Source organism: Sinomonas sp. B1-1 (assembly GCF_050474465.1).
Lineage (GTDB): Bacteria > Actinomycetota > Actinomycetes > Actinomycetales > Micrococcaceae > Sinomonas > Sinomonas flava.
In genome coordinates this window covers 791,335-805,153 of record NZ_JBCHVF010000001.1, presented here as the reverse complement: position 1 = coordinate 805,153, position 13,819 = coordinate 791,335, and the positions used below count along the sequence as shown (strand labels likewise).

Sequence of the window (13,819 nt, the reverse complement as noted above, 5' to 3'; positions counted from 1 at the left end):
GACCCGCCTGAGACCCGTCTCCTAGGCCTTCCGCGGCGTCATCGCCACCATGCCCGCGAAGGTGAACCCGCCGCCGAACCCGAACAGGAGGGCAGGGACGTCCGCGGGGATCCGTCCGGCGTGCCACCACTTGCTCAGCCCGAGCGGGACGCTCGCCGCCGAGGTGTTGCCCGACTCCGTCACATCCGTGATGACGATCCGGTCGGTCAGGCCCAGCGCCTCGGCAAGCGGCTCGATGATGCGCAGGTTCGCCTGGTGCGCGGCGAGGACCTGGATGTCGTCCAGGGTGAGCCCGGCGGCCGCGACGGCCTCCCGCGCGTGCTCCGGCGCCTTGGTGAGCGCCCAGCGCAGCACCTCCCGGCCGTTCTGCCAGAACCTGCCCGACGGCGGCGAGATCCTCACCGCGTTGGCCATGTCGCCGCGCGAGCCCCACACCACAGGGCCGATCCGCGGCGTCTGCGAGGGGCGCACGACGGCGGCGCCGGCACCGTCCGCGGTGAGCACCGCCGTCGTGCGGTCCGTCCAGTCGGTCACGGCGGAGAGCGTCTCCGCGCCCACGACGATCGCGTGGCTCGCGCTGCCGGCACGGATGGACTGGTCGGCGATGCCGAGGGCGTACTCGAAGCCCGAGCACGCGGTGTTGATGTCGATGATCCCCGGCCCCCGTCCGTTGCGGCCCAGTCCGAGGGCCTCGGCCACACGGCCGGCGGTGTTGGGGGAGCGCTCGGCGGCCGTCGTGGTGGCGACCACCACGAGGTCGATGTCCTCGGCGGCCACGGCGGAGTCTTCGAGGGCCATCCGCGCGGCGGGGATCGCGAGGTCCTTGACGGTCTCGCCCTCGGCGGCGATGCGCCGCGTGACGATCCCGGTGCGCTGGCGGATCCAGGCGTCGGACGTGTCCATCATGCCCTCGAGCTCATGGTTGTCCATGACGCGGCGGGGCTGGGCATGGCCGAGCCCCGCGATCTCGGTCCCGGCCGGACCGTGGGCGACCGTGAGCTTCATGGGGATCCTCTCTCTCGTGGAAGTCGGCAGTGGCGGGCGCGGCGCACCGGCGGACTACGCCGGGGCGAGCGCCTCGTTCAGGGTCTGGCGGACGCGCTTCTCGGACACCTTCCCCGCGGTGCCGAGTTCGACGGCGAACAGGCTCACCCGCAGCTCCTCGATCATCCAGCGGACCTTCTCGAGCTTGGCCTCGTTGCGTCCCGTGGGGGCGAGGGCCGCGGCGGCGTCGTCGTAGTCGTCCTCGAGGGCCTGGACCGTGGCCATCGCGACGGCGTCGCGCTGGACGTTGGCGGGGAGCTTCTCGAGGCGGCGCTCGATCGCGCGCAGGTAGCGGGGCAGGTGCATCAGCTGCGCGTACCCGGTGCGGGCGACGAAGCCGGGGTAGACGAGCTGCTCGAGCTGGGCCTTGACATCGTTCAGTGCGCTGATCAGGGCCAGGCTCGTGGAGCCTTTGAGCTGCTTGCTGATCCGCATCGAGGAGGCGAGGACCTGCTCGACGATGGCGGTCACCTTGAAGACCGTGTCGATCAGCTCGGCACGGACCTCGTCGTAGAGGGCGTCGAAGGCGGCGCGGTCCCACGGCAGTGCGGCGGGGACGAGCCGGTCGATCGCCGCGATCGCGCAGTCGGAGATCAGCCCCGCGACCGATCCGTGCGGGTTCTGGCTGAACGTGAGCTTCTCGCGGTTGTTGAGGTGCTCGAGCACGTAGCGGTCCGGCGACGGGATGCGCAGGGCCAGGAGGCGGATCACCCCGGCCCGGTGGGCACGCAGCTGGTCCTCCTCGCTTTGGAATACGCGCAGGCCCGCAGTGCCCCTCGGCGAGGCCTTGGTGCTGCCCTCGTCGGTCAGGGCCGGGTAGCCCGTGACGGTGTGGCCGGCGACGACGGTGCTCGCCGTCCGCGGGATGGTCCCCACGCTCCACTCTGTCAGTCCGCTGCGCTCGGCCAGTCCGCCGCGCTCTGCCAGTCCGCCGCGGGCCGTGACTCCGCCGCCTTCGGCGGGGCGCGCCGTCGTGCGTCCGTTGGGCGAGGTCTTCTCGGCACGGGGTGACTTCGGGTCCACACGGGGTGACCTCGCGTCCACACGGGGTGACTTCGAGTCCACACGGGGTGACTTCGGCGGGGCGGTGCTGCCCGGGGTCGCACCGAGGGACTCCGCGATGGCGCGGCGCGTGGCGGGGGCGAGCTGCTCCTGCAGGGCCACGAGGTCCTTGCCTGAGCCGAGGACCTTCCCCCGCGGGTCGACGACGCTGAAGGAGAACTTCAGATGCGGCGGCACGGCGTCCCAGTTCCACGAGCCCGGGGGCACGATCTGGCCCTTGAGCCGGCGCAGCACGAGCCCGAGGGATTCCTCGATCCGGTCGTGCGCGGGGTCAAAGTCCGCCTCGAGGGCGGCGACGGCCCGGCGCGCGACGTCGGGGGCGGGCACGAAGTTCTTCCGGACCTGCTTGGGCAGGGACTTGATGAGCGCCGTCACGAGGTCGACCCGCTGGCCCGGGATCTGCCACCGGAACGGCTCGGGATCGAGCTGGTTCAGGAACAGCACCGGGACCTCTGCGGTCACCCCGTCGTTCGGGTCCGGCGTGCCGCCGGGTGCCACGGGGTGGAACTCGTAGGAGAGCGGAAGGTCGAAGCCGCCCTGGCGCCAGACGGTGGGGTACGCGGCATCGTCCCCGGCGGCGGCCTCCTCGCGCAGCAGGAGCTCGCGGTCGAAGTCCAGGAGGTCCGGGTCCTCGTGCCTGGCCTTCTTCCACCAGGCGTCGAAATGCCGCTCGGAGACGATTCCCTCGGGGAGCCGGCGGTCGTAGAAGTCGAAGAGCGCCTCGTCGTCCACGCGCAGGTCGTGCCGCCGCATCCGGGTCTCGAGCTCCTCGACCTCGTCGAGGAGGGCGCGGTTCCGCTTGAAGAAGTGGTGGCGCGTGTGCCAGTCGCCCTCCACGAGCGCGTGCCGGATGAACAGCTCGCGGGCGAGCGCCGGGTCGATCCGCGCGTAGTTGACGCGCCGCTGCGCCACGAGGGTCACGCCGTAGAGCGTGACCTTCTCGTACGCCATGACGGAGCCGGCCCGCTTGGACCAGTGCGGCTCGGAGTAGGAGCGCTTGACCAGGTGCGGCGCCACGAGCTCGCCCCACGCGGGGTCCATCTTCGCGGCGGTGCGGGCCCAGAGGCGGCTGGTCTCCACGAGCTCGGCCGCCATGACGTAGGTCGGGTTCTTCTTGAACAGCGCCGACCCGGGGAAGACGGCGAAGCGCGTCCCGCGCGCGCCGACGTACTCGCGCTTGCGCTCGTCGAGGAGCCCGATGTGGCTCAGCAGGCCCGCGAGGAGGGACTGGTGCACGGCGTCGTGCTTCGCTGCTGCTTCCAGCCGGGTGTCCGTCGCGCGGCCCTGGCCGGGTGAGATGCCCAGCGGGCGGGCCAGCTGGCGCAGCTGCGCGTACAGCTCCTGCCATTCGCGCACCCGCAGGAAGTTGATGAATTCTGCCTTGCACAGGCGCCGGAACGCCGAGGAGGACAGCTCGCGCTGCTGCTCCTGCAGGTAGTTCCAGAGGTTGAGGTAGCCCGTGAAGTCGGAGTTCTCGTCCTTGAAGCGCGCATGCTTCTCGTCCGCGGCCTGCCGCTTGCCCGTCTCCTGCGAGGGCCGCTCGCGGGGGTCCTGGATGGTCAGGGCGGCTGCGAGCACCATGACCTCGCGCGCGCAGTCGCGCCTGGCCGCCTCGACGATCATGCGCCCCAGCCGGGGGTCGACCGGGAGCTGGGCGAGCTGGTGCCCGACGGCGGTGAGGCCGCCCTTCGCGCCCCTCGTGCCACGAGTGGCCTCGGCGCTCGTCGCCTCCTTCGCACTGGCCGGCTCGGCGAGGGCGCCGAGTTCGCGCAGGAGGGTCACGCCGTCGTTGATCGCGCGGGACTCGGGCGGCTCGACGAACGGGAACGCCTCGACGTCCTTCGGGCCGCGCGCGATCCCCATCGCGGTCATCTGCAGGATGACGGCGGCGAGGTTGGTGCGCAGGATCTCGGGGTCGGTGAACTCCGGGCGCGAGAGGTAGTCCTCCTCGGAGTAGAGGCGGATGCAGATGCCGTCGGAGACGCGCCCGCAGCGGCCGGCCCGCTGGTTCGCGGAGGCCTGGGAGACGCGCTCGATCGGCAGCCGCTGGACCTTGGTGCGGTGCGAGTAGCGCGAGATGCGCGCCGTGCCCGTGTCGATGACGTACTTGATCCCCGGGACGGTGAGCGACGTCTCGGCCACGTTGGTCGCCAGGACGATCCTCCGCCGGCCGCCCGGGGTGAACACCCGGTGCTGCTCGGCGAGCGAGAGCCGCGCGAACAGCGGCAGGATCTCCGCGTTCGCCATGCGCGGGTTCTTCTGGATCGAGCCCGCGAGGGCGTCGGCGGCGTCGCGGATCTCGCGCTCGCCGGAGAAGAAGATGAGGATGTCCCCGGGGGCCTCGCGGGAGAGCTCGTCGACGGCGTCGCACACGGCGTCGACGGGGTCGCGGTCCTCCTCGAGCGCGTCGTCCGAGCGCGCGACGGCGTCGTCCTCCTCCCCGTCGTCGCCCGCCTCGCCCGGGGCGGCCGTGAGCGGCCGGTACCGGATCTCGACGGGATAGGTGCGTCCCGACACCTCGATGATGGGCGCGGGAACCGGCTCTTCTCCCGCCTCCGGCGACGGAGCCGCGAAGTGGCGCGCGAACCGCTCGGGATCGATCGTCGCCGAGGTGATGATGACCTTGAGGTCCGGGCGCTGGGGGAGGACCCGCCTGAGGTAGCCGAGGATGAAGTCGATGTTGAGGCTGCGCTCGTGGGCCTCGTCGATGATGATCGCCGAGTACTTCTTCAGCAGGCGGTCCCGCTGGATCTCGGCGAGCAGGATGCCGTCGGTCATGAGCTTGACCCTGGTCTGCGGTCCGACCTCTCCGGTGAACCGCACCTGGAAGCCGACCTCCTGCCCCAGCTCGACGTCGAGCTCCTCGGCAATGCGCTCGGCGACCGTGCGGGCGGCGAGGCGGCGGGGCTGCGTGTGGCCGATGAGGCCCTTCTCGCCCAGGCCGAGCTCAAGGCACATCTTGGGGATCTGCGTCGTCTTGCCCGAGCCCGTCTCCCCGGCGATCACCGTGACCTGATGCGCGGCGATGGCCTCCATGATGTCGTCGCGCCGCTCGGAGACAGGGAGGGCTTCGGGATAGGTGATCGTGAGCGCCATGGCTGGTCCATTCTAGTGGCGGAGCCGGCCCGGGTACGTCGAAGGCCCCGCCGAACTGCTTCGGCGGGGCCTTCTGCGGTGCCCTCGATAGGATTCGAACCTACGGCCTTCTGCTCCGGAGGCAGACGCTCTATCCCCTGAGCTACGAGGGCATTCCATTTCTTTCCGGACGCTCCCCTGCGGGAACTCACCGAGCTTATCAGGTGCTCCGGGGCCGCGCGCAAACCGGGGAGGCGCGGCGCCCGCGGCGCCCGGGCCAGGCGGCGAACCAGGGCTACTCCTTGTAGTTCTCCACGACGTCCGCCGGCCGAACGGTGGCCTCGTCGGGGTCCTCGCCGAACTCGCGCTTGGCCCGGCGCTGCCTCAGGAGGTCCCAGCACTGGTCGAGCTGTGCCTCCACCTCCCCGAGGCGCCCGGTGCCCTTCTCCTCGCTGCCGGCGCCGGGCGAGCCGCGGAGGGCGTGCTCCTCGTCGATGAGCTCGCGGATCCGGTCCTGGATGTCCTTGTCCATACCAGCACGATAGCGTCAGGGGGTGGCACAAGAACATGGTGCGGCCCGGGGGTCCAGAGCCTGGCGCGGCCGCCTCCTCGTCCTCGTCGGCCTGCTGGTGGTGGCGTTCACGCTGAGGACGGCGGTGACGAGCGTCCCCCCGCTGACCACCGCGATCGGGCAGGACATCGCGCTCCCGTCGTGGCTCATCGGCGTGCTCGGGATGCTCCCGACCGCCCTGTTCGGGCTGGCGGGGCTCCTGACCCCGCTCCTGATGCGTGCATGGAGCGTGGAGGCCATCGCCGTCGCCGCGATGGCGGCCTCCGGGCTCGGACAGGCGGTGCGGGCCGTCGCGCCCGAGACCGGCACGTTCCTGGCGGGCTCCGCCCTCGCGCTCGCCGGGATGGGTGCGGGGAACGTGGTGCTGCCGCCCATGGTCAAGAAGTACTTCCCCGACCGGATCGGCCTCGTCACGGCGCTCTACGTGACGATCATCAGCCTCGGCACCACCATCCCGCCCCTCGTCGCTGTGCCCGTCGCCGACGCCGCAGGCTGGCGCGCGTCCGTCGGCTGGTGGGCGGCGGTCAACGCTGTCGCCATCCTCCCGTGGCTCAGCGTCTGGCCCGGGCGCCGCAGAGGCGTCCCCGCGGCGAGCCCTGAGACGGGCGAGGGCGGATCCGCGCCCCGGCCACGCGTCGTCGTGCGCCCTTGGCGCGCGCCCGCGGCGTGGGCGCTCGCGCTCGTGTTCGGCTGCTCCTCGCTGAACACGTACACGATGTTCGGCTGGCTCCCCTCGATCCTGACCGGTGCAGGGCTCAGCGCCGCCGACGCCGGATTCCAGCTCGCGCTGTTCTCCGGCATCGGGCTGCCGCTGAGCCTCGTGGTGCCCGTCCTCGCGGCCCGGCTGAGGAACCCGTTCCCCATCGTCGCGTTCGGCGTGGTCTGCTTCGCGGCAGGCTACGCGGGCCTCTGGCTCGCCCCCGGCTCGGCGACATGGGTGTGGACGACCCTCGCGGGGCTCGGCCCGGCGACGTTCCCGCTCGCGCTCGTCCTCGTGAACCTGCGCACACGCACGCACCAGTCCTCCGGCGCCGTGTCCGGCTTCGGGCAGGGGATCGGCTACATCGTCGCCTGCGCGGGCCCGCTCCCGGCCGGGCTCCTCCACGACGCGACGGGCGGATGGGGGGCCACGTTCGCGTTCCTCGGCGCGACCCTCGTGGTCCTGGCCGCCTCGGGGTGGGTCATCAGCCGTCCCCACTTCATCGACGACCACCCCCGCGTGGTCGAGCCCGTAGCAGAACCCGCATCCTCCCAGCGCGGTTTCGGCTCGCGCGGGCCGCGCCGGTAGGCTATGGGGGTGACTCCCGAAGAACTTTCTGCCGCTGTATCCGCCTGCCTCGCCGACGCCGTCCGCGCCGGCGAGATCTCTGTGGATGTGCCGACGGACGTTCGGGTGGAGCGTCCCAAGAACCGCGAGCACGGCGACTGGGCCACCAACATCGCCCTCCAGCTGGGCAAACGCGCAGGCATGCCGCCGAGGGCGCTCGCCGAGCTGCTCGCCGTCCGCCTCGAGGCGCTCGCCGGCGTCGCGGGCGTCGACATCGCGGGTCCCGGCTTCCTCAACATCACGCTCGACGCCGCCGCGGCAGGCGCGCTCGCGAAGGCCATCGTCGAGGCCGGCCCCGACTACGGCACCAACGACACCCTCGCGGGCCACGTCATCAACATGGAGTTCGTCTCCGCGAACCCCACGGGCCCCCTGCACATCGGGCACACCCGCTGGGCCGCGCTCGGCGACTCGATTGCGCGGGTGCTCAAGGCCTCCGGGGCCGACGTGACGCGCGAGTACTACATCAACGACGCCGGCAACCAGATGAACGTGTTCGCGAACTCCGTGCTCTCGCGCCTGCACGGCCGCGACGTGCCCGAGGGCGGCTACCCCGGCCAGTACATCGCGGACCTGGGCCACGAGGTCCTCACCGCGCATCCCGACGTGCGCGAGCTCACCGACGAGGCCGCGCTGCCGATCGTCCGGGAGGCGGCCTACGCCGCGCAGATGAAGGACATCAAGGCCACGCTCGCGGCCTTCGGCGTCACCTTCGACGTCTACTTCTCCGAGCGGGAGGGCCTGCACGAGTCCGGGGCCATCGAGTCCGCCGTGAAGCGCCTGCGCGAGCAGGGCCACGTCTTCGACGCCGACGGCGCGGTCTGGCTGCGCACCACGGACTTCGGCGACGACAAGGACCGCGTCCTCATCCGCGCCAACGGCGAGCCCACGTACTTCGCCGCCGACGCCGCGTACTACCTCACGAAGAAGGACCGCGGCTTCGGCGAGAAGGTCTACCTCCTCGGCGCCGACCACCACGGCTACGTCAACCGCCTCAAGGCCATCGCGGCCTGCGCCGGCGACGATCCCGAGACGAACATCGAGATCCTCATCGGCCAGCTCGTCTCGGTCAACGGCGCGAAGCTGTCCAAGCGCGCGGGCAACATCATCGAGCTCAAGGACCTCATCGAGTGGCTCGGCAAGGACGCGGTGCGCTACTCGCTCGCGCGGTTCCCCGCGGACTCGCCGCTCACCCTCGACCCCGAGCTGCTCAAGAAGAACTCCAACGAGAACCCCGTGTTCTACGTCCAGTACGCCCACGCCCGCTCGCGCGGCGCGGCGCGCAACGCGGAGGCCGCCGGCGTCCACCGCACCGTGGACGGCGCCGACGCGTTCGACGCCGCGCTCCTGGACCACCCCACCGAGAACGAGCTGCTCGCGCACCTCGCCGCGTACCCCTCGATCGTGGGCAAGGCTGCGGAGTTCCGCGAGCCGCACCGCGTGGCGCGCCACCTCGAGACCATCGCGAGCGCCTACCACTCCTGGTACGACAACTGCCGCATCGCCCCCCAGGGCGACGACGAGGTCACCGACCTCAACCGCACGCGCCTGTGGCTCAACGACGCCACGAGCCAGGTCCTGGCCAACGGGCTGTCCCTGCTCGGCGTCTCGGCGCCGGAGAGGATGTGAGGCGTGGCTGAGAGCACCGCGCAGGCCGCCGGCTCGCCCCTCGCCCCCGAGTGGCTCGCCGTCCCCTCGGACCTCAACGAGCTCGTCCCCGCACTCTGGGCGCACGACGTCGCCCGCGGCCCGGGCGGCGACCTCACCGTGGCGGGCCTCCCGGTCGGCGAGGTCAAGTCCCGGTTCGGCTCCCCGGTCTTCGTGCTGAGCGAGGCCGACTTCCGGGCGCGTGCACGCGCGTTCAAGGACTCGTTCGACGCGGCCTTCGCCGATGTGTGCGGCGGGGTGGACGTCTACTACGCGGGCAAGTCGTTCCTCTGCACCGCGGTGGCCGCCTGGGCCCACCAGGAAGGCCTGCGGGTGGACACGGCCTCGGGCGGCGAGCTCGCCGTGGCCCTGCGCGCAGGCGTCCCGGGGGAGCTCATCGGCCTCCACGGCAACAACAAGTCCGACGCCGAGATCGAACGCGCCCTCGGGAACGGCGTGGGCCGCATCATCGTGGACAGCCTCGACGAGCTTGAGCGGGTCGCCCGCATCGCCGCGGCGCGCGGCACGGACACTCCCGGCTCAGGGCCGCACGGATCGGAGGCCCCCCGCGCCAAGGTCATGCTCCGCCTGACCCCCGGCGTGCACGCGCACACCCACGAGTTCATCGCCACGGCGCACGAGGACCAGAAGTTCGGGCTCTCCATGGCCGCAGGCACGGCCAGCGAGGGGTTCACGGGCGCCGGCGCGGACAGTGGCGCTGACGGTACCGCGAGCATGGCCGAGGAGGCCATCGCTGCCGCCGCGGGCCACGACAGCATCGAGCTGCTCGGCGTCCACTGCCACATCGGCTCGCAGATCTTCGAGCCCGAGGGCTTCGAGCTCGCCGCCGTGAAGCTCCTGGCCTTCGTCGCGTCGATGCGCTCCGCGTACGGCGTCGAGCTGCCGGAGCTGGACCTCGGCGGCGGGTACGGCATCGCCTACCTGCCGGGGGACGCGCCCCGACCGCCGGCCGAGATCGCGGAGGCGCTGGCCGGCGTCGTGCGCGAGACCTGCGAGAAGCTCGGCATCACCGCGCCCCGCATCTCGATCGAGCCCGGCCGCGCGATCGTCGGCTCGACGACGTTCACTCTGTACGAGGTCGGGACGATCAAGGACGTCGTCGTGGACCTGCCAGCCGGCGGGATGGGCGGCACCGCTGTCCGCCGGTACGTCTCGGTCGACGGCGGCATGAGCGACAACGCTCGCCCGGTCCTGTACGACGCCGACTACTCGGTCGTGCTCGCGAACCGCACCTCGGAGGCGCCTGCGCAGCTGACGCGTGTGGTCGGCAAGCACTGCGAGAGCGGCGACATCGTGGTGCGCGACGCGTACCTCCCCGCGGACGTCCGCGCCGGCGACCTGCTCGCCGTCCCCGGAACCGGCGCCTACTGCTGGGCCCTGTCCAGCAACTACAACTACCTCGCCCGCCCGGGTGTCCTCGCCGTGCGCGGGGGAGAGGCGCGCTGGATTGTGCGCCCGGAGACCGAGGACGACCTGCTCTCCCGCGACATGGGAGCCTGAGACGAATGGGAGAGACGATGACTGAGACGAGTGGGCTCGAAGCCCCCGGCGCCGAGAAGGTGCTCAAGGTCGCCCTCCTCGGCGGAGGGACCGTGGGCTCCCAGGTGGCCCGCATCCTCCTCGAGGACGCCGATGCCCTGGCCGCGCGGGCGGGGGCCCGCCTGGTGCTCACAGGCATCGCCGTGCGCAACGTGGACGCCCCCCGCGACGTCGAGCTTCCCCGCGAGCTGTACACGACCGACGCGGAGAAGCTCGTGGCGGGCGCAGACCTCGTGATCGAGCTCATGGGCGGGATCGAGCCGGCCCGGACGCACATCCTCGCCGCGCTCAAGAACGGCGCGTCCGTCGTCACCGGCAACAAGGCACTCCTCGCCCAGGACGGCGCGGCACTGTTCGACGCCGCGAGCGCGAACAACGCCGACCTCAACTTCGAGGCCGCCGTCGCCGGCGCCATCCCGATCATCCGGCCCATCCGCGAGAGCCTCTCCGGCGACCGCATCACCCGCGTGCTCGGGATCGTCAACGGGACCACGAACTTCATCCTCGACGCAATGGACACGACTGGCGCCCAGTTCGCCGACGTCCTCGCCGAGGCCCAGCGCCTTGGCTACGCCGAGGCGGACCCGACGGCCGACGTCGAGGGCCTCGACGCCGCGGCCAAGGCCGCGATCCTCGCCTCCCTCGCCTTCCACACGCGCGTCTCCCTCGAGGACGTGCGCTGCGAGGGCATCACGAAGGTCACCGCCGACGACATCGCAGCCGCGCAGGATGCCGGCATGACCATCAAGCTGCTCGCCATCGCCGAGCTCATCACCGCCGGGGACAGCGCCGACGGGTCGGCGGCCGAGGGCGTGAGCGTCCGGGTCCATCCCACGCTGCTCCCGCGCAAGCACCCCCTCGCGGCCGTGCACGGGGCTTTCAATGCGGTGTTCGTCGAGGCAGACAACGCGGGTTCGCTCATGTTCTACGGCGCGGGGGCGGGCGGCGCCCCGACGGCCTCGGCCATCATGGGCGACGTCGTCTCCACCGCACGCCGCATCGCGGCCGGCGCTCCCGGAGCCCCCGGCGCCGCCACGCGTGCCCTGCCCATCCTCGGGCTCGACGCCGTCACGACGAGCTACAGCATCGGGCTCGAGGTCGCGGACCAGCCGGGTGTGCTCTCCCGCGTCGCCGCCGTCTTCGCCGAGCACGGAGTCTCGATCGAGACCATGCGCCAGACCGTCGACGGCGGCCCCGGCCTCGCGGCCGCCGACCGCTGGAGCGCCGGAGGACGGGCCGAGCTGCGCTTCGTCACCCACCCTGCCTCCGAGGCAGCCCTCGCCGCGACCGTCGCGGACATCAAGAACCTCGACGTCGTCGAATCCGTGACGAGCGTCCTCCGAGTCGAAGGAGTCTAGTGGCCCACCAGTGGCGCGGAGTCATCCGCGAATACGCCGACCGCCTGCCCGTCAGCGAGTCCACCCGCGTGATCACCCTCGGCGAGGGCGGCACGCCCCTCGTCCACGCCCAGAAGCTCTCCGAGCTCACCGGCTCCGAGGTGTTCCTCAAGGTCGAGGGGATGAACCCGACCGGCTCCTTCAAGGACCGCGGCATGACCATGGCCATGACCGCAGCCGTCGAGGCCGGGGCGAAGGCTGTGGTCTGCGCGTCCACGGGCAACACCTCGGCGTCCGCCGCCGCCTACGCGACCGCGGCAGGCCTGACCTGCGCCGTCCTCGTCCCGGAGGGCAAGATCGCGCTCGGCAAGCTGTCCCAGGCCATCGCGCACGGCGCGACGCTCCTGCAGGTTGACGGCAACTTCGACGACTGCCTCGAGATCGCTCGCAAGCTCGCCGACTCGTACCCGGTGTTCCTCGTGAACTCGGTCAACCCGGCCCGCATAGAGGGGCAGAAGACTGCCTCGTTCGAGATCGTCGACGCCCTCGGCGACGCCCCGGACATCCACGTCCTCCCCGTGGGCAACGCCGGGAACATCTCCGCGTACTGGAAGGGCTACAAGGAGTACGCCGCGGAGACTGAGTACCCGGCACACGGCGGCGACGCCGAGCCGCGCACCCTGGCGGCCGTGGCGACGAAGCTGCCCGTGATGTGGGGCTTCCAGGCCGCCGGCGCGGCCCCGTTCGTCGCCGGCCACCCCATCACCCACCCCGAGACCATCGCGACCGCGATCCGCATCGGCAACCCGGCGTCGTGGGAGACGGCGGTTGCCGCCCGCGACGAGTCCGGCGGCCTGATCGACTCCGTCACCGACGAGGAGATCCTCGCCGCGCACCGCTGGCTGTCCTCCAAGGAGGGAGTGTTCGTCGAGCCCGGCTCGGCGGCCAGCGTCGCGGGCCTGCTCAAGAAGCACGCCGCGGGGGAGGTGCCCTCCGGGAAGACCATCGTGTGCACGGTGACCGGCCACGGGCTCAAGGACCCCCAGTGGGCCCTCCGCACCGCCGACGGCGCCGAGGTCGAGCCCGTCAAGGTGAGCAACGACGTCGTGACCGTCGCGGCCGAGCTGGGGCTCGAGTAGAAGCGATGACGGCTCCGACGACGGCCGCTGAGTCCCTGCGCACGGTGGCGGCCGGACAGCGCGTCACCGTGAGGGTGCCGGCCACGAGCGCGAACCTCGGTCCCGGCTACGACAGCCTGGGACTCGCCCTGGCGCTGTACGACACCGTGACCGTCGAGACGACCGACGACGGGAGCCTCGCCTTCGAGCTGAGCGGCGAGGGGGCGGAGACGCTGCCGCGGGACGAGTCGCATCTCGTCGTGCGCACGCTGGACGCCGCCCTCGCCCGGCTCGGCTACGCTCGCTCCGGCCTGCTCCTGCGTGCGGAGAACGTGAGCCCGCACGGGCGCGGACTGGGCTCGTCGGCGTCGGCGACCGTCGCCGCTGTGCTCGCCGCGGCGGCGCTGGTCGAGCCGGCGGACCAGCCCGACCGGGCCTGGGTCCTCCAGCTGTGCAGCGAGATCGAGGGGCACCCCGACAACGTGGCCCCCGCGATCTTCGGCTCCCTCGCCCTGTCCTGGCAGGAGGGCGAGGCGTTCCGCACGGCGGTCGCCGAGGTCGTCGACACGGTGGTGCCGATCGTCGCGATCCCGGACTTCGAGCTCTCGACCGAGCTCGCCCGCTCGCTCCTGCCCTCATCGATCCCGCACCACGCCGCGGCGGCGAACTCCGGACGCGCGGCGCTGCTCGTGCACGCCCTCACGAAGGACCCGTCCCTGCTCCTGCCGGCGACCGAGGACTACCTGCACCAGAGCTACCGCTCGACCGCGATGGAGCCGAGCGCGAGGCTCATCCAGCGGCTCCGTGCCGAGGGGCACGCCGCGGTCGTCTCGGGCGCCGGTCCCACCGTCCTGGCCCTCGCCGACGGTGCGGCGGAGGCCGACGAGGTGCAGGACGCCGTCGAGCGGTTCGCGCACAGCGTGGGCGCCGGAACGCTCGATCCCGAGCAGGGTGACGAATCTGTGACCTCGTGGCGTGTCCTTCGTCTGGCTGTCGACCGCGAAGGTGCTAGAGTGGACCTGCACCCACGGTGAATCTGCCTCAGTTCGGCGTACCCGGATAGACACCGTCCGGCGAC

9 protein-coding genes and 1 tRNA gene are annotated in these 13,819 nt (G+C 72.0%); 6 read left to right on the top strand and 4 right to left on the bottom strand.

From position 1 onward, the window contains the following. Positions 1-21: 21 nt before the first annotated feature. The 4 genes from ACQ5BE_RS03760 to ACQ5BE_RS03745 form a co-directional block, all read right to left on the bottom strand. Positions 22-1,005 carry a beta-ketoacyl-ACP synthase 3 gene (locus ACQ5BE_RS03760; protein ID WP_430295534.1) on the bottom strand — a complete coding sequence of 328 codons (984 nt, stop codon included), beginning with the start codon at positions 1,003-1,005 and terminating at the stop codon, positions 22-24. Positions 1,006-1,059: 54 nt separating this feature from the next. Next, positions 1,060-5,202, bottom strand: coding sequence for an ATP-dependent RNA helicase HrpA (hrpA, locus tag ACQ5BE_RS03755; protein ID WP_430295533.1), 4,143 nt, complete (start codon positions 5,200-5,202; stop codon positions 1,060-1,062). Between the two features lie 79 nt (positions 5,203-5,281). Further along, positions 5,282-5,354, bottom strand: a tRNA-Arg gene (locus tag ACQ5BE_RS03750). A gap of 122 nt (positions 5,355-5,476) precedes the next feature. Further along, positions 5,477-5,713, bottom strand: coding sequence for a DUF2630 family protein (locus ACQ5BE_RS03745; RefSeq protein WP_430295532.1), 237 nt, complete (start codon positions 5,711-5,713; stop codon positions 5,477-5,479). Positions 5,714-5,735: 22 nt separating this feature from the next. Here ACQ5BE_RS03745 and ACQ5BE_RS03740 point away from each other — a divergent pair, with 22 nt between their 5' ends. From ACQ5BE_RS03740 to thrB, 6 genes are read left to right on the top strand one after another with little or no spacing between them, the layout of a single operon-like run. Next, on the top strand, positions 5,736-7,040 hold the full coding sequence (locus tag ACQ5BE_RS03740) for an MFS transporter (protein ID WP_430295530.1): 1,305 nt from the start codon (positions 5,736-5,738) through the stop codon (positions 7,038-7,040). A gap of 9 nt (positions 7,041-7,049) precedes the next feature. Further along, a complete protein-coding gene (gene argS / locus ACQ5BE_RS03735) occupies positions 7,050-8,708 on the top strand; it encodes an arginine--tRNA ligase (RefSeq protein ID WP_430295529.1) in 1,659 nt (552 codons plus the stop codon). Between the two features lie 3 nt (positions 8,709-8,711). After that, entirely contained in the window at positions 8,712-10,247 is a 1,536-nt protein-coding gene (gene lysA, locus ACQ5BE_RS03730; protein ID WP_430295528.1) for a diaminopimelate decarboxylase, read from the top strand. Between the two features lie 17 nt (positions 10,248-10,264). Further along, entirely contained in the window at positions 10,265-11,644 is a 1,380-nt protein-coding gene (locus ACQ5BE_RS03725) for a homoserine dehydrogenase (RefSeq protein WP_430295527.1), read from the top strand. After that, positions 11,644-12,762 (top strand): threonine synthase, encoded by a 1,119-nt coding sequence (thrC, locus tag ACQ5BE_RS03720; protein ID WP_344298472.1) that lies wholly within the window; start codon positions 11,644-11,646, stop codon positions 12,760-12,762. Before ACQ5BE_RS03725 ends, thrC begins: the two co-directional genes overlap by 1 nt. A gap of 5 nt (positions 12,763-12,767) precedes the next feature. Further along, positions 12,768-13,775, top strand: coding sequence for a homoserine kinase (gene thrB, locus ACQ5BE_RS03715; RefSeq protein ID WP_430295526.1), 1,008 nt, complete (start codon positions 12,768-12,770; stop codon positions 13,773-13,775). Positions 13,776-13,819: the final 44 nt, after the last annotated feature.